The following is a 19,303-nucleotide window of genomic DNA, read 5'->3' as shown; positions in this document are numbered from 1 at the left end:
ACTTCCCCCGCTTCGTCAGGACTGCTCGGAGAGGACCGGACGTTTCGCCGCCGACCGGTGGAGTACTTCCTCGAAACGGTCGAAGAGCAGGTCCCGGGAGAACCGCTCGACGGCCAGCTGGTGCGCGGCCCCCCGCGCCCGTTTCAGCCATGACTCGTCGCGCAGGTGCCGCACCAGCTGCGACGCCGCCTCCTCGGTGTTCACCGGGTCGAGCACCAGCCCGGCGCCGGTCTCGCGCAGCAGGTCGGCCTGCCAGCCGCCGTAGTTGATGGCGATCGGCCGCGACGCCGCCAGCGCGTCGAAGAACTTGTTCGCCGAGTTGTCCCAGAGCCCGCGGATCGGGCGTACGAAACTTGTCGACATGGTGGCCGCGCCGAGGATCACCGGGAGCTCGGATTTCGGCACCTTCTCCCACATGTGCACGACGTTGCCGAGCAGGCCGTGGTCGGCGGCCAGCTCCTTGGTCGGCTCCCACTCCTTGCCGTGCCCGACGATCAGCACCCGGATGTCCGGATCGATCTCGACCATCCGGGAGGCGGCGCGCACGATGTAGTCCACGCCGTTCACCGCGCCGAGAGCACCCGTGTAGACCAGCAGCGGGCGGTCGCCGAGCCAGTCGTGCCGGGCCCGGAAGGTTTTCACCGCCTCCTCCGAGACCTGGAACAGATCGAGGTCGGCGGCGTTCGGGATGACCGTGGTACGGGTCTTCGGCCGGCGCGCGGTGACGCCGGCGGCCATCCCGGGGGACAGGGCGATGACCTCGGACGCGTTGCGGTACGCGAAGTTCGCCAGGGCGCCGGCCAGGCCGCGGGCCACCGGGTTGCGCAGCGCGCCCATCTCGATCGGCACCTCCGGCCACAGGTCGCGGACCTCGAAGACGAACGGCACCCGGCGCAGTTTCGCGGCGATCACCCCGGGCACGGCAACGGTCAGCGGCGTGCTGGTGGCGAAGACCAGATCGGCTTTCAGCCGGGCGGCTCGCGCCGCCGCGAGCACCATGAACTCGGCGAAGGCGCGCAGCCGCCGGGCATAGGACATGTTGTTCGAGTACGGGATCCGGAACCAGTGCACCCGCACCCCGTCGTCCTCGGTCACCTTCCAGCCCAGCTCCCGGTCGCCCGGCGTGATGTCCGTGGTGATCACGTCGACGGTGTGGCCCCGGGCGACCAGCCGGCGCGCCTGCTCGTACGAGCGGATGCCGCCGGCCATCCGCGGATTGCAGTAGTACTGGTGGATGTAGACGATGTGCACCCTCAGCCACCCCGTTTGCTTGTCGAGCGGACCACGTCGGCGACGCGCTCCCGGTCGCGCGCGGTGAGCGCGGAACCGCTGGGCAGGCAGAGCCCGCGATGGAACAGGTCGGCGCTGACGCCGCCACCACGCATCACGCAGTCCTGGAAGACCGGCTGCAGGTGCATCGGTTTCCACGCGGGCCGGGCCTCGATGTCGTGCCGGGCCAGCTCGGCGATGATCCGGTCGCGGCCCTCGTCGACCAGCAGGCAGGTGAGCCAGTAGTTCGGTGTCCCGTAATCGGCGATCGGCATGAACGTCATGCCGGGCAGGTCGCCGAGCGCCTGCCGGTAGAACTGGAACGTCGCGCGCCGGGCGGCGATCATCTGGTCGAGGCGCTGCACCTGCCCCCGGCCGACGGCGGCGAGCAGGTTGCTGAGCCGGTAGTTGTAGCCGACGCTGCGGTGCTCGTAGTGCGCCACCGGCTCGCGGGCCTGGGTGGCGAGGTGCCGGGCCTGCTTGGCGATCCGGCCGTCGTCGGTGACCAGCATCCCGCCGCCACCGGTGGTGATGATCTTGTTGCCGTTGAACGACAGGACACCGGCCAGCCCGAACGAGCCGGCGGCCCGGCCCTGGTACGTCGCGCCGAGCGCCTCGGCGGAGTCCTCGATGAGCGGGACGCCGTACCTGTCGCAGGCGGTCAGCAGTGGTTCGTAGTCGGCGCACTGGCCGTACATGTCCACGGCGATCACCGCGCGGGGCAGCTGGCCGCGCTCCGCCCGGGACGCCAGCTCGTCGGCGATCAGATCGGGGTCGACGTTCCAGCTGTCCGGGGTGCTGTCCACGAAGACCGGGCGGGCGCCCAGGTACATCACCGCGTTGGCACTGGCGGCGAACGTGAACGACGGCACCAGAACGGTGTCGCCGCGCCGCACCCCGGCCGCGATCAGGGCCAGGTGCAGCGCCGCGGTGCCGCTGCTCAACGCGACCGCGTGCCGCACGCCGACCAGCTCGGCGACCTGGTCCTCGAAGGCGTCCAGGTCGGGGCCGACCGGGGCCACCCAGTTCGAGTCGAACGCCTTGAGCAGCAGCTTGCGCTCCAGGTCGCTGACGTCCGGTGGAGAGAGGAAGATGCGCGCGTCAGTCATGAACCCGGGTCCTCACCGCCATGATCGGCCAGGCGGGGTGCAGGCCCTGGCGTCGGATCCACATCGGCGAATCGCCCGGATGCATGGCCGGGCGCAGCGTCGTGGCGAAACTGCGGTAACCCGCGTCGCGCGCCACACGGACGTCACGCTCGCGGAAATCGACGGCGGGATGTCCGTACGGGGCGGCGAAGTCGGTGACCTCGATGCCGAGCTCGTCCTCGATCTCCCGTTTCGAGTCGCGGATCTCCCGGGCCGCTGCCTCGTCGTCCTGGTCGGCGAGGCGGTGGTGGGTCACCGTGTGCGATCCGAACTGGAACCCGGCCGCCGACAGCTGCCGGCAGTCCGACCAGGTCAGGTTGCCCTGCTGGCCGACCATGCCGGAGGTCAGGAAGAACATCGCCGGGACCTTCATCTCCAGCAGGATCGGGGCGGCCACGTCGCGCCAGCTCAGGTGCGCGTCGTCGAAGGAGAGGCAGAACATCGGGCCGGTCAGCGGTTTGTCGCCGGCCAGCACGGCGAGGGCCTCGTCCCACGCGATCATCGGGCCGTGCTGTTTCAGGGTGCGCAGATGGCGGCGCAGGTCACCGGCGTACGCCGGGAGGACGTCGTGGTAGAACGGGAAGTAGAGGCCCGGTGCGCTGGGCAGGCGGCGAAGGAGTCCGGCGGGCGCCAGGATCCGGCCCTGGGCCCGGGGATGCGCCCGCAGCCGGCTCCGCAGCCCGAGCTCGTTCAGACGCTTCTTCAGCGCCGTGGGCGGGTGCATGGTCCCCCTTTGGCCTCGTTTGGTCTCGACCACGAAGGGCCACGACGCTGTGCGCCCCGCGGCTCTTCACCCACGATGGCAAATGCGTACGGGCAACGGCAGTAGCAATTGTCATAAGGAACGCGAGTATTATTCACGTGAATGGGAATTGGTCCGAACGGGTCATTGTGGAATAGGTGCGAGGGTGGGCACCATCCGACCGCGGCGCCTATTTTTGATCGGGGATACCGAAACCATGCTTCGACTGCGACGGGTGGAACCGGCTGCGGCGCTCCTGAGCGACCGGGCCACGTACCACGACCGGCTGATCTTCCACACTCCCGAGTGGCTGGCGTTCGTCGCCGAGTGTCAGGGCGCCGAGCCGGTGCTCGCCACGGTGCACGACGACGGCGCGCTGATGGGCCACTTCACCGGGCTGGTCACCAAGAAGTACGGCCTGCGGATCCTGGGCAGCCCGATGGCCGGCTGGACCACGTCGTACCAGGGCTTCAGCCTGCGGCCGGGGGTGTCGCGGCGGGCCGCCATGAAGGCGTTGATCCCGTTCGCCTTCGACGATCTCGGATGCGCGCACCTGGAGATCCGCGACCGGGGCCTGACCGAGGACGAGCTCGGTGGCCTCGGGTTCCAGTGGGACGCCGCGCCGACCGCGGTGATCGACTTGAATCCGGACGAGGACGCGCTGTTCGGTGCGATGGCCAGCGCGTGCCGGCGCAACATCCGCAAGGCCGCCAAGTCCGGTGTCACGATCGAAGAGGTGCACGGCGATCCCGCATTCGCCGAAGAATTCTACGATCAATTACGGGACGTATTCGCCAAGCAGAATCTGGTTCCCACCTATTCGGTGGAAAGAGTTAAGTCGTTGATCCGTCATCTGGAACCGGCCGGGCGGATCCTGCTGCTACGCGCGCGCGATCCGGAAGGCCGGTCGATCGCCACCGCGGTGCTGCCGTGGTACCACCGCACGATGTACTTCTGGGGCGGCGCGAGTTACCGCGAGCATCAGCATCTGCGGCCCAACGAGACGCTGATCTGGCACGCGCTGCGCTGGGCCAAGGCCCGTGAGGCGACCGAGTTCGACTTCGTGGGCGGGAACGCGTACAAGACCAAGTACGGCACCGTCGAGGTTCCGGTGCCGTGGGCGCGGCGGTCCCGCTCGCCGCTCGTTGCCCGGCTGCGCGACGCGGCCAAACAGGGGTTCGCGCTGAAGCAGCGGACGGCCGCGCGGCTGGCCGGGGTTCGATCCGATTCGTGAAATGCCTGAAACATCGGCAACTTCTTGCGGAAACAGGGTGTGCCATCGTTATCAGCATTCGTACCGCGCGTTGCTGACGATCATGTCTCTAGCTGGGGTTTCATGAGTCCGCTATGAGCTAGAAACAAGCTGCAAGTTATGAAAGTTCTTGCATTCATAGGGCTGCGTCAATAGCGTTCGGTCCCGTGCATGGGACCGGCCGGCCATGCGCACCGATCCGGGTCTCGCCCGGATCTCCGCATTGCCATCTGGGGAGACGCAATGACGTTGCACGCAACACGATGGCTGGTGGCGGCGCTGTCCGCCGCCGCCGTCGCCATCGCCGCTCCGGCCCACGCGGCCGAGCCGCGACCGACCGACACCAAGATCTCACCCTCGCTGCAGGCCGAGTTCGACGACGGAAAGACCAGCTTCTGGGTGATGCTGCGCGACCGGACCGACGTGGACGCTCGTCCGGCCGGCGACGTCTACCGGACCGCCCGGGCCGGCGCCGACCGCAGCCAGAAGGGCCTGCGCACCCTGCTGACCAGCAAGAAGGCCGCCTTCACGCCGTTCTGGATCGCCAACACGATCAAGGTGACCGGTGACGCCGGCCTCGCCGCGGCGATCGCCGCCCGGCCCGAGGTCAAGGCGATCCTGCCGGACGACCCGATCATCCTGCCCGCCCCGGCACAAGGCGCGGTCCAGGCCGCCGTCGACGCCGTCGAGTGGAACGTCGACCGGATCGGCGCGCCGCGGGTCTGGGCCGACCGCGACGACCGCGGCGCCGGCATCGTGATCGCGAACATCGACACCGGCGTCCAGTTCGACCACCCGGCGCTCGCGGCGAACTACCGCGGCAGGCAGGCCGACGGCACCTACCAGCACGACTACAACTGGTACGACCCGTCGCACACCTGCCCCGGCACCACACCCTGCGACAACAACGGGCACGGCACCCACACGATGGGCACGATGGCCGGATCCGGCGGCATCGGCGTGGCACCCGGCGCGACCTGGATCGCCGCGAAGGGCTGCGAGACCAACTCCTGCTCGGCGGCGTCGCTGCTCGCGGCCGGCCAGTGGATCCTCGCCCCGACCGACGCCAACGGCCAGAACCCCCGGCCCGACCAGGCCCCGGACATCGTCAACAACTCGTGGGGCGGCGCGGCCGGATTCGACCCGTGGTACTCCGACGTGGTCCGCGCCTGGACCGCCGCCGGCATCTTCCCGGCGTTCTCCAACGGCAACGCCGGACCCGGCTGCGCCACGGCCGGCACCCCCGGCTCCTACACGGCCACGTACGCCTCCGGCGCGTTCGACGTGAACGGCGCGATCGCGAGCTTCTCCAGCCGGGGTTCGGGGCAGGACGGCACCATCAAACCGGACATCGCGGCGCCCGGGGTGGACGTGCGCTCCAGCGTGCCGGACGGTTCCTACGCCTCCTACAGCGGCACGTCGATGGCGTCGCCGCACACGGCCGCGACCGTCGCGCTGATCTGGGCGGCCGCGCCGCAGCTGCGCCGCGACATCGCCACGACCAGGGAGATCCTCGACGAGACGGCCGGTGACGCCGACGACACCTCGTGCGGCGGCACCGCCGGTGACAACAACGTTTTCGGTCAGGGGCGGCTCGACGCCTACGCGGCGGTCACCCTCGCGGTGAGCCCCGCCGGGAGTCTGGGCGGGGTCGTGACCTCGGGCGGGGTGCCGGTTCCGGGCGCTTCTGTCTCGCTCGGCGGGCGCAGCGTGAGCAGCGACGACGCGGGCGCCTACCGGTTCGGCCGGGTGGTCGCCGGGGATTACCGGCTGCGGGTGAGCGCGTTCGGCTACGACACCGTTTCGCGTGACGTGCGGATCGTGGACGGTGGCACGCTGACCGAGAACGTTCAGCTCACGACGAGCAGCTCAGCCGTCGTGGCAGGCACGGTCAGCGCCGGCGGGTCGCCGGTGGCCGGTGCCAGGGTCTCCCTCGACGGCACACCGGTCTCGGTCGTGAGCGGTGCGGACGGCGTATACCGGTTCGCGGCGCCACTCGGCAGCTACCGGCTCACGGTCGACCCGGGAACCGGATGTTTCGCGGCAGCCGCCCGGGATCTCGATCTGCGCGGGGACACCACCGTGGACATCGGCCTGGACGCGAGGACGGACCGGTTCGGGCACCGCTGCGGCCCGGCCGGGGAGGAGTACCGGGCGGGCAGCGAACGACTGGATCTGACCGGTGACGACAACGCGGCCGAGGTGAGCCTGCCGTTCGCGGCGTCGTCCTACGGCGTCAGCCACGACCGGGTCTTCGTGAGCACCAACGGGCTGATCGCCTTCGGGAGCGCGCAGACCGCGTACGCGAACACCGGGCTGCCGTCCGCGGCCACGCCCAACGACGCGCTCTACCCGTTCTGGGACGACCTGTTCATCGACGACCAGGCCGGTGTCTACGTGGCCTCGGACGCGGACACGTTCGTGGTGGAGTGGCGCAACGCCCGCTTCTACGGCGAGGACGCCACGCAGCGGATCTCGGTGAGCGCGATCCTGCATCGCGACGGCGCCGTCACCTATCGCTATCAGGGTCTCGCGGGGACGCGGGCCACCGGGATCAGCGCCACGATCGGCATCGAGAACGCGGCCGGGGACGACGGTCTCACCTACGCCTGGAACACCGCCTCGGTCACCGAGGGCGGCGGGGTGAGTTTCCGGGCTGCGGCCGGGCGGATCGCGGCCACGTTCAACGTCACCGGCGAGACCGTCTGGGGGCAGCAGATCTTCGTCGCCGGCAACGTCGCTGAACTGGGCGAATGGGATCCGGCACGCGCGGTGCCACTGTCCGCCGCGACCTATCCGGTCTGGTCCGGCGGCGTCAGCCTGCCCCCGAACACCCCTGTCGAGTTCAAATACCTGATCAAGAACCCGGACGGCACGATCACCTGGGAAAATGGTGCTAATCGGACAACAGTGACCCCGCCGACGGGTGTTTACATCACCCACGACACCTTCGGCGCCCACTGACGCCCGCGCACTGAAGCCCGCGCACTGACGCCCGCGCACTGACGCCCGGGCACTGACAGGCCGCTCGCTGAGAGCCGGCCACAGAAAAGCCGCCGCGCGCCCGGTCCGCCAACCGGGCGCGCGGCCCCTCGACACCGCCGGCCTCATCCGCCGAGAGGCTGAGCGGGTCTGTCACGCTTTTCTTGGGTATGCCCATCGGCTCACGTTCGCCCCGGCTGGGCCACATCACTGCCCTGGGGGTGTTCGGGCGGCAGCGGCCGCAGCCGGCGTGCGGGGACGCCGGGGCCGGCGGCGGGTCGCGCCGGCGGGAGGGGCGTCAGTCGCCTCGAGCCATGGGGTGGCGGCTGATGCGGTTGGGAAGCCCGATGTGCGTACTTTAAGGTCTTAGTTCTAGTTGGCGGGGTTGCCGGCCCAGGTGGCGGTCTCGTAGGGGGCGATGACCATGGCGCAGACCGGGTCGCTCTCGCAGACCACGCCGTGCACGACGAAGTCGGGGTCGGTGAAACCCTCCTCGTGGCCGCGGATCAGGTCACGCAGGCTGTCCTTGATCGCCTGGGTGACGTATCCCTCGCTGGTGCCCTCGTGCTCGACGAACAGGCCGCCCTTGCCGTCCAGGCGCTGCACCCAGCCGATGCCGGCCCAGGCCTGCTCGCCGGGGAGGGTGGCGTACTGGTCGGCGTAGACGCAGTAGAGCTTGTCGCCCCACGCGCCGACCGGGACCGGGGCCTTGCCGGTCGCGTCGACCGACGTGCCGGGCGGGATCACGCTGGAGAGCCGCACCAGGTTGTAGACAGCAAGGTCGGCGTTGACCAGCGCGTCGTGGAACGCGGACAAGGTCGTCGAACCCTGGCCGGTGACCTTGACTACGGGGATCTGGTCGTACACCGCGGAGCTACGCACGTTTAGGTACCGGCCTCTCGAGTCGCACTGTGACTGTCTCTCGCGACTATTTGTCGGCCGGGGGCGCGCGGACTGAAGCTTTTGCCGGTGGCGATTTAAAGGCGGTAACGCATCCAGACGCCGGACTCGGTGTAGACGCCCTCGTCCGCGGCCAGGTTGACCGTCAGCGGGGCCAGGCCGCCGGGGATCACGTACTCGCCGGACTGGGGCAGCGGCATGTCCAGCCACTTCTCCCACTCGGCGACAGTGCCGGTGAAGGTCGTCGCCGGGTCGGTGATGCCGACCAGTTCGGCGCCGTGCCGGGCGTGCAGGCGCAGCCAGGGGTCGAACATCTCGCCGTGCTCGGTGCGCCAGTTCAGGTACGCCGGCATCGTGGTGAGCGGGTAGTCGGCTTTGCGGGTGGGGCGTACCGGGAGGATCAGGCGGCGGGCGCCTGCCTGTGTCGCGGACTGCTTGAGCGCTTGGACCAGGCGGCCTGCCAGGCCTTTCCGGGTTGCTTCGGGTGCGACGGTGATGGACAGGGCACAGACCTGGTCGGTACGGCCCTCGGTGTTGTCGGCGGCCGCGCGGATCGCGCCGTCCCAGCCGGTGGGGTACGCCTCACCGGGCAGCGGTACGGAGAGGGCTGCGCCGATCAGGTCGTTGTCGCCGTTGATCAGCAGGACCTGGTGTCCGGGGTGGGAGAGCAGGAGCTCGGGCAGGTTGATGCCGTGGGCGGCTCGGCCGGCCAGGAGGAAGGCGGGCCAGCGGGATTCCAGCAGGCCGGGGACCTGGGCGGCGAGGTCCGGGCGTTCAGCGAGAGTCGCCGCCGTCATTTCCGATTTATCCGACTTCTTGATGCGTGGGTCGGTCATCTCGGTGTTGAACTCGTCCTCGGTCAGCAGGTGGCGGGCCGCGGCTCGGGTACGCGGCGCGTCGAAGCCCGCTTCGTAGGCCGGATGGAACTGGCCGACGTCGGCCGTCGACAGCACCGTTTCGACGGTGACCCGCATGCCGTGCTCCTCAACTGCCACTGTCGGACATTTCGGATTTGAAGTCTTGCGCGGGTTTTGCGTTCTTGGAACCACTGAGGGTGCTTTTCGGGAGCGACGAACGGGCGGGGAGAGGTCGGCCGTTCCGGGGGTCGGCCGTTCCGGGGGTCGGCCGTTCCGGGGGTCGGCCGTTCCGGGGGTCGGCCGTTCCGGGGGTCGGCCGTTCCGGGGGTCGGCCGTTCCGGGAGTCGGCCGTTCCGGGGGTCGGCCGTTCCGGGGGTCGGCCGTTCCGGGGGTCGGCCGTTCCGGGAGTCGGCCGTTCCGGGAGTCGGCCGTTCCGGGGTCGGCCGTTCCGGGATTCCGCTGGGTGGGCGGAGCGAGGTGGCCAGCCGGAGCCGGAGCCGGGCGTGACCGGCCGTAGCTCATGTAGGTCATCCGCGCTGATGACCTACATGAGCTACGGCTCGATGGGTTGCGGCGTAGTCGGCCGGGCTCTGACTCGGTGCCGACGCGGCCGGATCCAACACGAAACCGCCCGCTGGTGCGCCGGTGCGTGTGCGGGGTGGTGGCTCTCGCGGTGAGGCGGCGTCCCTCACGGATCTTGAGCGATTCGGCCGTCCGGTTGACCTCAACCGCACGAGTTTCCGGGAAGACCGCCGCAGCGTGTCGACTTCGGACGTTTTGCGGGGGTCTTGGTGACGCGCCGCCTCGACGACGGTGGGGCGGACGGTGGCACACGGTGAGTCCGGGATTGGGGTGGACGGGGGCACACGGTGAGCCCGAGGCGTGGTGCTGCTGCCGCGCTATGCCGCGTGTGCGGGCTCGGTGGTCAGTCCGGGGTGGCGATGACCACCGGGCCGGGTGGCAGGGGGAAGACGCGGCCCGTCCTGCCCGTCGCTGCGTTCACCGTGACCAGGGCAGACTTCCGCTCACCGACCTGGGTCAGCACGTACGCCGCTGACCCGTCGGCGCGGTGCAGGATCTCCCAGGGCTGGGCGCCGACCGTGATCGGTGGGCCGGCCCGGTCGGTCATCGCGTCGATCCAGCCGATCACCGGGACGTCGGTGCTGCCGTAGACGTAGATCCGCTTGCCGCCCGGCGCGGCGCTCAACCGCCACGCGTTGCCCACCCCGGCAAGCGGGATCGTCGCCCGGATCCGCCCGGAAGCGACGTCAACCCCGACCACGACCGTCCCCCCACCAGCGCCGGAGCCGGCCGATGCGACAGTGGGCCCGGAGGCATCCACGGACGCCGAGGACCCAGCGGACGCCGAGGACCCAGCAGACGCCGAGGACCCAGCGGACGCCGAGGACCCAGCGGACGCGGAAGCATCTGCGCTCGCCTTGGGCCCGACGCGACAAAGCGCATACACCGACCTCCCCTCTGGCGTAACCACCAATGACACGATTTTTCCGGGCAACTCGATCGGCGCGCGCAACTGCCCCGACACCGTGTCATACGGGCCCAGCCAGCGATCCGCCGCCACATACAGAACCCGCCCGTCCGGCGCCAGCGCGATCTCCCGCGAACTGGCGTGCAGCGGCACACTCTTACTGGTCCCGGCACCGGCATCCACGATGTCCAGCCGCGCCCCACCAGCGACAGCGGGCCGCTGAGCCGGCTCCAGCACATACAAGGCCCGGCCCCGCCCCGCCAGCTGCCCGGCCTGCCGCCCGACCGGAATCGGCGTCCCCGCAACACCCGACACGACGTCGACAGGCACGATCCTCGCCTGCTCGCCCGGACCGGGCCAGACCAGCGCGTACACCGTGCGGCCGTCATCGCCGATCACGCTCGCGGTGGTGCCGGGCAACGGGACGTGGCTGCCTACCTTGCGCGTTGCCGTGTCCACAAGCGTCAACCCGTCGACGTTGCCGATCACCGCGGTGCGCCCGTCCGGCGTGAGCTTGAACCAGTCCGCCTCACCCGCCGGGACCGGTGATGCCGAAGAACTCCGGCCGGTCGCGGTGTCCAGCGTGGTCAGCGTCCCCGCGTCGGCGTCCAGCACGTGCACGAGCGGCGCCGGCGCGAGCGACGGCATGGCGGGTGCGGTGGTCACGAAGCGCGGATCTGCCGGTTCGGCGCTGCCACGGATCCCGGCGCCGCCGACAGCGGCGAGAACCAGCGCGATCACCGCGCCTGCCGCGACCAGGGTGCGGCGGCGCATTCCGCGCCGATTTCTGGGGTACGCGGTAAGCGCCCCGTCCACAGCGGCGTTCTCCAGTTCCCGGCGTGCCGAGGTCGGCACCCCGAGAGTCCGCTGGATCTCCGCCGCCAGGGGTGCGCCCGGCTCGGTGTCGCCGACCACGAACACGCCGGCCAGGCGTTCGGCGGTGAGCCCGGCGCCGGAAACGGTGGTGAGCAGTTCGCCGACCACCCGGCGCCGGCCCTCCGGTGTGTGCGGGACCAGGACCTCGGAGGGCTGGCCGAGGATGCTGAAGCCGTTACGCGTACGAACGAGAACCGCGACCTCGGCGACCGGACCGCTCAGGGTGACCACCGCTGCGGCCCGGCGGCGGCGCAGGCCGGTGGCGACCGAGTGAGCGACGGCGAGGGGGCCGATCAGGAACGACGGGCCGGAGAGGCCGGCTGCTGCGGCGGCGCGGTTCATCGCGGTGTGGTGCCGTTCGTCCCAGGCCACCGGATGGATCACGGTGACCCGGTTCGGCGTCGGCACGGCTTCCCGCAGGAGGTCGCTGAAGAGGGCGGACAGCTCGGCCGGCGTGATGTCGCCGCCCGCCGCGATGTCCCGGTGCGAGCAGGCCGGCAGGCCGCTCACCGTGTCGTCGTCGAGCGCCAGCGTGATCCGCCCGGCACCGAACCGGATGACCAGGCTCGGTCCAGCCACGATTCTCGCCTCCAGTGATTTGGTTCCGTTGCCCGTCTCAACGGGGACTGGCGCTGGCGGTCGTGGGTAAGACTGAAGGCATGTTCCTGTTGTTCGGTCTCAGCACGAAAGACCATCTCGTCGGCACCCACCTGATGAACTGCGAGATCTGCGGCTGGCAGGCTCCTCAGCAACTGCTGAAGCGGTCGACGAAATTCACCCTGTTCTTCATCCCGCTCTTCCCGGTGAGGGCCGCGCAGTACTTCCTGGTGTGCGGGCACTGCCGTGCTTTCCGGCGCACCGACCCGGCCCGGATCGGAGTCGCCGTCTAAGCGGGCTGGATCCAGTCGAAGGTGCGCTCCACGGCCCGGCGCCAGTTGGCGTACTCGTGGTCGCGCACCGCCGGGTCCATGGCCGGCATCCACTGGCCGGCGATGTGCCAGTTCTGCCGCAGGCCGTCCAGGTCGGGCCAGTAACCGACGGCCAGCCCGGCGCCGTACGCCGCACCCAGCGACACCGTCTCCACGGCGAGCGGGCGGACCAGCGGCACGTCCAGCACGTTCGCGATCATCTGCATGAGCAGGTTGTCCGCGGTCATCCCGCCGTCGACCTTGAGGGTACGCAGGGCCAGCCCGGAGTTCGCGTTCATGGCGTCGACCACCTCCCGGGTCTGCCAGGCGGTCGCCTCCAGCACCGCCCGGGCCAGATGACCCTTGGTGATGTACGAGGTCAGGCCCACGATCACGCCGCGGGCCTCGCTGCGCCAGTACGGCGCGTACAGGCCGGAGAAGGCCGGGACGATGTAACAGCCGCCGTTGTCGGCGACGGTCCGCGCCAGGGTCTCGATCTCCGGGGCGCTGGAGATCAGCTCCAGCTGGTCGCGGAACCACTGCACCAGCGAGCCGGTGATCGCTATCGAGCCTTCCAGGGCGTACGCCGCCGGCTCGCCGGAGATCTGGTACGCGACCGTGCTGAGCAGCCCGTTCTGCGCCGGTACCAGCTCGGTGCCGGTGTTGAGCAGCAGGAAGCTGCCGGTGCCGTACGTGCACTTGGCCTCACCCGGTGTGAAGCAGGTCTGCCCGAACAGCGCCGCCTGCTGATCACCGAGGGCCGCGCCGATCCGTACCCCGGGGAACGCCGCCTCGGCGGTGCCGAAGACACCGACCGACGGGCGTACCTCGGGCAGCATGGCCGCCGGGATGCCGAAGAAGTCGAGCGACTCCGGTGACCAGCGCAGGGTCCGCACGTCGAGCAGCATGGTCCGGCTCGCGTTCGTCACGTCGGTGACGTGCCGTCCCCCGTCGACGCCGCCGGTGAGGTTCCAGATCAGCCAGGTCTCCATGGTTCCGCAGAGCACCTCGCCGCGTTCCGCGCGTTCGCGCAGGCCCGGCGTGTGGTCCAGGATCCACATGAGGCGCGGCCCGGAGAAGTACGTGGCAAGCGGCAACCCGGACCGTTCCTCCACCTCCTTGGCCCCGGGCCGCGCCGACAACTCGTGGACCAGGGCGTCGGTACGCGTGTCCTGCCAGATGATCGCCCGCCCGATCGGGACACCGGTGCTCGCGTCCCAGAGCACTGTCGTCTCCCGCTGGTTGGCGATGCCGAGCGCGGCCACCTGATCGAGCCCGATCCCGGCCCGGCGCAGCACCCTGGGCGCGAGCCGTTCCACATTGCGCCAGATCTCCATGGCGTCGTGTTCCACCCAGCCGGGCCGGGGGAAGAACTGCTTGTGTTCCTGCTGGGCCAGCGAGACGAGCTGCCCACGCCGGTCGAAGACGATGCAGCGTGTCGAGGTGGTGCCCTGGTCGATCGAGACCACGAATCGCTCGGTCATCGGGTTGCTCCCAGGTCTCGTGACACGGCGCGGGCCGCGTCCCGGACATTGGTGATCAGGTGCGGGTGCGGGCGGTAGTGGCTGTCGCAGAGCCGTTCGACCGGGCCGGATATCCCGATGGCGCCGACCACGAGTCCTCCGTACCCCCGGATCGGAGCCGCGATGGCCGCCTGGCCGAGCGTCAACTCCTCGATCTCCATGGCGAAGCCTGCCTCACGGACGCCCTCCAGGGCGGCCGCGAGCGGTTTGGGATCAGTGATGGTCTTGCGAGTGAACCTTTCGATCTCCAGGGGTACGCCTGCCCCGCCGGCCCGATAGGCGAGCAGCACCTTGCCGAGTGCGGTGGCGTGCAGCGGCAGCAGTGTGCCGACGTCGAGCGTCTGGAAGGTGTCGTCGGGCCGGAAGACGTGGTGCACCACGAGCACCTGACCTTCCAGGACGGTGCCGATCCGCACCGACTCGCCGCTGCGGGCCGCGAGCGGGTCGGCCCAGTTGATCGAGCGGGAGCGCAGCTCGTTGATGTCGAGGTAGCTGGTGCCGAGGTGGAGCAGGGCCCCGCCGAGCTGATATTGGCCGGAGTTGCGGTCCTGTTCGACGAAGCCGACCAGTTGCAACGTGCGCAGGATGCCGTGGGTGGTGCCTTTCGCGAGGTCCAGCGTGCGGGCGATCTCGCTGAGCCCCAACCGGCCCGGCCCACCGGCGAGCGTCCGCAGGATCGCGGCCGCTCGTTCGATCGACTGCACCGTTCCGGGCATGTTTCGGACTCTATGCCACCGTGTGACGACGCGCTGTTATTGATGTTCGACAATGCCGACCGGTGTTCATTGCCCCGTATCGCCCATGTTCCTAGCGTCCAGTTCATCGACAGAGGGAGGGAGCATGGCACTACGAGACAGAACTCCTGGACTTGTCGGCGAGATGGCAGCCGAGTTCGCCGGCACGATGATCCTCATTTTGTTCGGTGTCGGCGTGGTGGCGCAGGTCGCCGCCGCCGGCATCGGGGACCACGACAGCATCGCCTGGGCCTGGGGCCTGGGTGTCACCCTCGGCGTCTACGTCGCGGCGCGGATCAGCGGGGCACACCTCAACCCGGCCGTCACCATCGCGCTCGCCGTCTTCAAGGGCTTCTCCTGGCGGAAAGTGGCCCCGTACGCACTCGCTCAGACGCTCGGCGCGTTCGTCGCCGCGCTGCTGGTGCGCTGGAACTACACCGAGGTCCTGCACGCCGCAGACCCCAATCTGACCATCAAGACGCAGGGTGTCTTCTCCACCCTGCCCGGCAACGGCTCGCTGCCGGTCGGCGAGTGGGGGGCGTTCCGGGACCAGATCATCGGTACCGCGATCCTGCTCTTCGTCATTCTCGCGCTCACCGACATGGCCAACACCGCGCCGGCCGCCAACCTCGGCCCGGTCGTCGTCGGCCTGCTCGTGGTGGCGATCGGCATGGCCTGGGGTACCAACGCCGGTTACGCGATCAACCCGGCTCGTGACTTCGGGCCGCGACTCGCCAGCTTCCTGACCGGGTACGGCGGCGCTTTCCGGGATCAGACAGGCTATCTCTACTTCTGGATTCCGATCGTCGCCCCGATCATTGGTGGTGTGATCGGCGCCGGGCTCTACCAGACTTTGATCGGACGATTCCTGCCGTCGGACGCGCCCCAGGAGCCGGGCGAGGTTCCGACCCCTAGTGACGAGAGCGTGGAGGCACGCCGTGGCTGACTTCGTCGGTGCCGTGGACCAAGGCACCACCAGCACCCGGTTCATGATCTTCGACCATGGCGGTAACGAGGTGGCCCGCCACCAGCTCGAACACGAGCAGATCCTGCCGCAGGCCGGCTGGGTCGAGCACAACCCGATCGAGATCTGGGAACGGACCGTCGCGGTCGTTCGTACCGCCATGCAGAAGGCCAACCTCTCGGCGCGTGACCTGGCCGCGGTCGGCATCACCAACCAGCGGGAGACCACCGTCGTGTGGGACCGGCGGACCGGCCGGCCGTACTACAACGCGATCGTGTGGCAGGACACGCGTACCGACCGGATCGCCTCCGCCCTCGACCGGGACGGACGCGGTGACATCATCCGCCGCAAGGCGGGTCTGCCGCCGGCCACCTACTTCTCCGGCGGCAAGATCCAGTGGATTCTGGAGAACGTCGACGGGGTCCGGGAGGCGGCCGAACGCGGCGACGCGCTCTTCGGCAACACCGACAGCTGGCTGCTGTGGAACATCACCCGTGGAAATCATGTGACGGATGTGACAAACGCCAGCCGAACCATGTTGATGAACTTGGAAACCCTGGACTGGGACGACGAGCTGCTGTCGTTCTTCAACATCCCGCGGTCGATGCTCCCGGAGATCAGGCCGTCGTCCGACCCCGCCGGGTACGGCGTCGCGCACATCGACGGTCCGCTCGGCGGCGACGTGCCGCTCACCGGCGACCTCGGCGACCAGCAGGCCGCCACGGTCGGCCAGGTCTGTTTCGCACCCGGCGAAGCCAAGAACACGTACGGCACCGGCAACTTCATGCTCCTGAACACCGGGACGAACCTGGTGCGCTCGGAGAACGGGCTGCTCACCACGGTGTGCTACAAGTTCGGCGACGCCGCACCGGTGTACGCCCTGGAAGGCTCGATCGCTGTCACCGGCTCGGCCGTGCAGTGGCTGCGCGACCAGCTGCACATCATCAACTCGGCCGAGGAGAGCGAGTCGCTGGCCCGGTCGGTGCAGGACAACGGCGGGGTCTACTTCGTACCCGCGTTCTCCGGGCTGTTCGCACCGTACTGGCGTTCCGACGCCCGCGGCGCCATCGTCGGGCTGTCCCGCTTCAACACCAGCGGGCACATCGCCCGGGCCACCCTGGAATCCATCTGTTACCAGACCCGGGACGTGGTCGACGCGATGGCTCAGGACTCCGGCGTCACCCTGGATGTTCTCAAGGTCGACGGCGGGATCACGGTCAACAACCTCTGCATGCAGATCCAGGCCGACGTGCTCGGCGTGCCGGTCAGCCGTCCGGTGGTGGCCGAGACAACCGCCCTCGGTGCCGCGTACGCCGCAGGCCTCGCTGTCGGGTTCTGGAAGAACACCGACGAGCTGCGCGAGAACTGGAACGAATCGCAGCGCTGGCAGCCCAGCTGGTCGCAGGACCAGCGCGAAGAGGGCTACGGGAAGTGGAAGAAGGCGGTGCAGCGAACCCTCGACTGGGTGGATGTGGACTGATCATGACGAACCTTTCTCCTGCTTACCGGGACGCCGCCCTGACCGCGCTCGCCACGACCGAGGTCGACGTCCTGGTGATCGGTGGGGGAGTGGTGGGGGCGGGTTGCGCGCTCGACGCGGTCACACGGGGATTGACCGTGGGCCTCGTCGAGGCGCGCGACTTCGCCTCCGGCACCTCCAGCCGGTCCAGCAAACTGATCCACGGCGGGCTGCGATACCTGGAGATGCTGGACTTCGGGCTGGTCCGCGAAGCACTGCGCGAACGTGGGCTCATCCTCCAGCGCCTCGCACCGCACCTGGCCCGTCCGGTCCGTTTCCTGTACCCGCTCAAACACCGCGGCTGGGAACGCCTCTACGCCGGGGCCGGCGTCACCCTGTACGACACGATGGCCTGGTCACACGCGATGCCCCGGCACCGCCACCTGACCCGGCGCGGCGCGCTGCGTGCCTGTCCGGCTCTGCGCAGCGACTCGCTGGTCGGCGCGTTGCAATATTCCGACGCACAGCTCGACGACGCCCGGCACACCATGTTCCTGGCTCGCACCGCGGCCGCCTACGGCGCCCACGTCGCTTCGCGTACGGAGGTGGTCGGCTTCCTGCGCGAGGGTGAGAGAGTCACTGGGGTACGCGTACACGACCTCGAGCACGATCGGACATTCGAGATCCGTGCCCAGCAGGTGATCAACGCGACCGGCGTCTGGACCGATGACACACAGTCGCTCGTCGGCGAACGTGGACAATTCCACGTCCGCGCCTCCAAGGGCATCCACCTCGTCGTTCCCCGGGATCGGATCCAGTCGTCGACAGGGCTGATTCTGCGTACCCGAACCAGTGTCCTCTTCGTGATCCCCTGGGGCCGGCACTGGATCGTCGGCACCACCGACACCGACTGGAACCTCGACAAGGCGCACCCGGCCGCCTCCAGCAAGGACATCGATTACCTGCTGGCCGAGGTCAACAAAGTGCTGTCCACCCCGCTGGAACGCGCCGACGTGCAGGGCGTTTACGCCGGCCTGCGCCCGCTGCTCTCCGGGGAGTCCGAATCCACCTCCAAACTGTCCCGAGAACACTCGGTGGGCAGCCCGGTCCCGGGGCTCGTGGTGGTCGGCGGCGGAAAATACACGACATATCGGGTGATGGCCCGCGACGCCGTCGACGCCGCGGTGCACGGCCTGGCCCGCACGGTGCCGCGCTGCGTCACCGACAACGTTCCCCTGCTCGGCGCCGAAGGTTACGCCGCCCTCTGGAACCGCCGAGGCATCCTCGCCACCGAATCCGGCCTGCACGTAGCCCGGGTCGAGCACCTGCTGGGCCGGTACGGCACCCTCACCGCCGAACTGCTCGACCTGATCCGCGACGACCCGGACCTGGCCCGCCCGATCGAGGGCGCCGACGACTATCTGAGAGCCGAGTTCGTCTATGCGGCAGCAGCCGAAGGCGCCCGCCACCTGGTGGACGTCCTGGCCCGCCGAACCCGGATCTCCATCGAAACCTTCGACCGCGGCGTGGTGGCAGCCCCGGACGCGGCCGAGCTGATGGGACGGGTGCTGGGGTGGACACCCGAACAACGTGAGCGAGAGGTGGAGAATTACCGGCTGAGAGTCGAGGCCGAACTAGCCTCCCAAGAACAACAGGACGACGAGACAGCCGACGCGGCCCGCCTGGGCGCCCCGGACGTGGTCCCGGTGCGCCTGGGCTCCTGACCCACAAAGGTGACGGCGGCGGCTCCGCGTGAGCCGCCGCTGTTCGCTTGTCACTGGTAGTTGGTGGACTTATATCAGTTTTCGGTAACTCTCTAAAGTTAACTCGACGACCTCGCGAGTGCGCGCAAAAATCGAGGCGATGGGGCGACCGGCGTAATTTCCTGAATGCGGTTTCCGGAAAGGCGGCCGACAGGGCTCGCGGCAGGCGTTCCTCTTGGTCGTTTCTGAACTCTGCTGCCGCAGTTGGGTAGGTGGGCGCTCCCGTGGTTGCGACGGGTGTCGCCGCGGGTTGAGCGGGTGTCGCCGCAGGCTGGGCGGGTGTCGCCGCAGGCTGGGCGGGTGTCGCCGCGGGTTGAGCGGGTGTCGCCGTGGGTTCGCCGGGCGTCGGCTCCTGGCTTTCGGTGGTCGCTTTGTGGAGGCGGCGAAGCTTTTCGGCGTGGCGGCGCTGCAGGCCCCATTTCCGGTCCTGCTCGTGC

General features: G+C 69.4%; 14 protein-coding genes. 6 read left to right on the top strand and 8 right to left on the bottom strand.

The features are described 5' to 3' along the window. Positions 1-15 precede the first annotated feature (15 nt). From ACQP2E_RS27100 to ACQP2E_RS27090, 3 genes are read right to left on the bottom strand one after another with little or no spacing between them, the layout of a single operon-like run. Positions 16-1,251 carry a glycosyltransferase family 4 protein gene (locus ACQP2E_RS27100; protein WP_433825767.1) on the bottom strand — a complete coding sequence of 412 codons (1,236 nt, stop codon included), beginning with the start codon at positions 1,249-1,251 and terminating at the stop codon, positions 16-18. 2 nt (positions 1,252-1,253) lie between these two features. Then, positions 1,254-2,378 (bottom strand): DegT/DnrJ/EryC1/StrS family aminotransferase, encoded by a 1,125-nt coding sequence (locus ACQP2E_RS27095; RefSeq protein ID WP_433825766.1) that lies wholly within the window; start codon positions 2,376-2,378, stop codon positions 1,254-1,256. Next, positions 2,371-3,141 (bottom strand): polysaccharide deacetylase family protein, encoded by a 771-nt coding sequence (locus ACQP2E_RS27090; protein WP_433825765.1) that lies wholly within the window; start codon positions 3,139-3,141, stop codon positions 2,371-2,373. The genes ACQP2E_RS27095 and ACQP2E_RS27090 overlap by 8 nt, the downstream gene beginning before the upstream one ends. 235 nt (positions 3,142-3,376) lie before the next feature. On the opposite strand from ACQP2E_RS27090, the gene ACQP2E_RS27085 reads away from it, so the two are divergent. Together ACQP2E_RS27085 and ACQP2E_RS27080 are read left to right on the top strand one after the other, a co-directional pair. Beyond that, positions 3,377-4,393, top strand: coding sequence for a lipid II:glycine glycyltransferase FemX (locus ACQP2E_RS27085; protein ID WP_433825764.1), 1,017 nt, complete (start codon positions 3,377-3,379; stop codon positions 4,391-4,393). Between the two features lie 261 nt (positions 4,394-4,654). Continuing rightward, a complete protein-coding gene (locus ACQP2E_RS27080; RefSeq protein ID WP_433825763.1) occupies positions 4,655-7,375 on the top strand; it encodes a S8 family serine peptidase in 2,721 nt (906 codons plus the stop codon). Positions 7,376-7,765: 390 nt separating this feature from the next. Here ACQP2E_RS27080 and ACQP2E_RS27075 read toward each other — a convergent pair whose 3' ends face one another. The 3 genes from ACQP2E_RS27075 to ACQP2E_RS27065 all read right to left on the bottom strand — a co-directional run bounded on the left by ACQP2E_RS27075 (position 7,766) and on the right by ACQP2E_RS27065 (position 12,094). Further along, complete coding sequence (locus tag ACQP2E_RS27075; RefSeq protein WP_111647441.1) at positions 7,766-8,275, bottom strand: pyruvoyl-dependent arginine decarboxylase; 510 nt, start codon at positions 8,273-8,275, stop codon at positions 7,766-7,768. A gap of 95 nt (positions 8,276-8,370) precedes the next feature. After that, on the bottom strand, positions 8,371-9,267 hold the full coding sequence (locus ACQP2E_RS27070; protein ID WP_433825762.1) for an N-acetyltransferase family protein: 897 nt from the start codon (positions 9,265-9,267) through the stop codon (positions 8,371-8,373). Between the two features lie 808 nt (positions 9,268-10,075). After that, positions 10,076-12,094 carry a hypothetical protein gene (locus tag ACQP2E_RS27065; protein WP_433825761.1) on the bottom strand — a complete coding sequence of 673 codons (2,019 nt, stop codon included), beginning with the start codon at positions 12,092-12,094 and terminating at the stop codon, positions 10,076-10,078. A gap of 80 nt (positions 12,095-12,174) precedes the next feature. Here ACQP2E_RS27065 and ACQP2E_RS27060 point away from each other — a divergent pair, with 80 nt between their 5' ends. Beyond that, complete coding sequence (locus ACQP2E_RS27060; RefSeq protein WP_433825760.1) at positions 12,175-12,405, top strand: zinc-ribbon domain-containing protein; 231 nt, start codon at positions 12,175-12,177, stop codon at positions 12,403-12,405. Here ACQP2E_RS27060 and glpK (ACQP2E_RS27055) read toward each other — a convergent pair. Continuing rightward, positions 12,402-13,907, bottom strand: a complete 1,506-nt coding sequence (gene glpK / locus ACQP2E_RS27055) for a glycerol kinase GlpK (RefSeq protein WP_433825759.1) — start codon at positions 13,905-13,907, stop codon at positions 12,402-12,404. The two genes, ACQP2E_RS27060 and glpK (ACQP2E_RS27055), sit on opposite strands and share 4 nt — an antisense overlap. Further along, positions 13,904-14,662, bottom strand: coding sequence for an IclR family transcriptional regulator (locus tag ACQP2E_RS27050; RefSeq protein ID WP_433825758.1), 759 nt, complete (start codon positions 14,660-14,662; stop codon positions 13,904-13,906). The genes glpK (ACQP2E_RS27055) and ACQP2E_RS27050 overlap by 4 nt, the downstream gene beginning before the upstream one ends. Positions 14,663-14,786: 124 nt before the next feature. Here ACQP2E_RS27050 and ACQP2E_RS27045 point away from each other — a divergent pair, with 124 nt between their 5' ends. Genes ACQP2E_RS27045 through ACQP2E_RS27035 form a run of 3 tightly spaced genes read left to right on the top strand, consistent with a single transcriptional unit; the run spans position 14,787 to position 18,827 of the window. Further along, positions 14,787-15,626, top strand: coding sequence for an MIP/aquaporin family protein (locus tag ACQP2E_RS27045; protein WP_433825757.1), 840 nt, complete (start codon positions 14,787-14,789; stop codon positions 15,624-15,626). After that, positions 15,619-17,124, top strand: a complete 1,506-nt coding sequence (gene glpK / locus ACQP2E_RS27040) for a glycerol kinase GlpK (protein ID WP_433825756.1) — start codon at positions 15,619-15,621, stop codon at positions 17,122-17,124. The genes ACQP2E_RS27045 and glpK (ACQP2E_RS27040) overlap by 8 nt, the downstream gene beginning before the upstream one ends. Continuing rightward, entirely contained in the window at positions 17,121-18,827 is a 1,707-nt protein-coding gene (locus ACQP2E_RS27035) for a glycerol-3-phosphate dehydrogenase/oxidase (protein ID WP_433834066.1), read from the top strand. Before glpK (ACQP2E_RS27040) ends, ACQP2E_RS27035 begins: the two co-directional genes overlap by 4 nt. Positions 18,828-19,303: the final 476 nt, after the last annotated feature.

Source organism: Actinoplanes sp. CA-015351, from assembly GCF_050955685.1.
In the GTDB taxonomy this organism is placed as follows: Bacteria; Actinomycetota; Actinomycetes; order Mycobacteriales; family Micromonosporaceae; genus Actinoplanes.
This window is presented reverse-complemented; position numbering and strand designations above follow the sequence as displayed.

Excerpts from the sequence above, each read along its gene's own strand:
- ACQP2E_RS27070 (WP_433825762.1), bottom strand. The coding sequence starts at position 9,267 with ATGCGGGTCACCGTCGAAACGGTGCTGTCGACGGCCGACGTCGGCCAG.
- ACQP2E_RS27050 (WP_433825758.1), bottom strand. The coding sequence starts at position 14,662 with ATGCCCGGAACGGTGCAGTCGATCGAACGAGCGGCCGCGATCCTGCGG.
- glpK (WP_433825759.1), bottom strand. The coding sequence starts at position 13,907 with ATGACCGAGCGATTCGTGGTCTCGATCGACCAGGGCACCACCTCGACA.
- ACQP2E_RS27060 (WP_433825760.1), top strand. The coding sequence starts at position 12,175 with ATGTTCCTGTTGTTCGGTCTCAGCACGAAAGACCATCTCGTCGGCACC.
- ACQP2E_RS27085 (WP_433825764.1), top strand. The coding sequence starts at position 3,377 with ATGCTTCGACTGCGACGGGTGGAACCGGCTGCGGCGCTCCTGAGCGAC.
- ACQP2E_RS27095 (WP_433825766.1), bottom strand. The coding sequence starts at position 2,378 with ATGACTGACGCGCGCATCTTCCTCTCTCCACCGGACGTCAGCGACCTG.
- ACQP2E_RS27090 (WP_433825765.1), bottom strand. The coding sequence starts at position 3,141 with ATGCACCCGCCCACGGCGCTGAAGAAGCGTCTGAACGAGCTCGGGCTG.
- ACQP2E_RS27080 (WP_433825763.1), top strand. The coding sequence starts at position 4,655 with ATGACGTTGCACGCAACACGATGGCTGGTGGCGGCGCTGTCCGCCGCC.
- ACQP2E_RS27045 (WP_433825757.1), top strand. The coding sequence starts at position 14,787 with ATGGCACTACGAGACAGAACTCCTGGACTTGTCGGCGAGATGGCAGCC.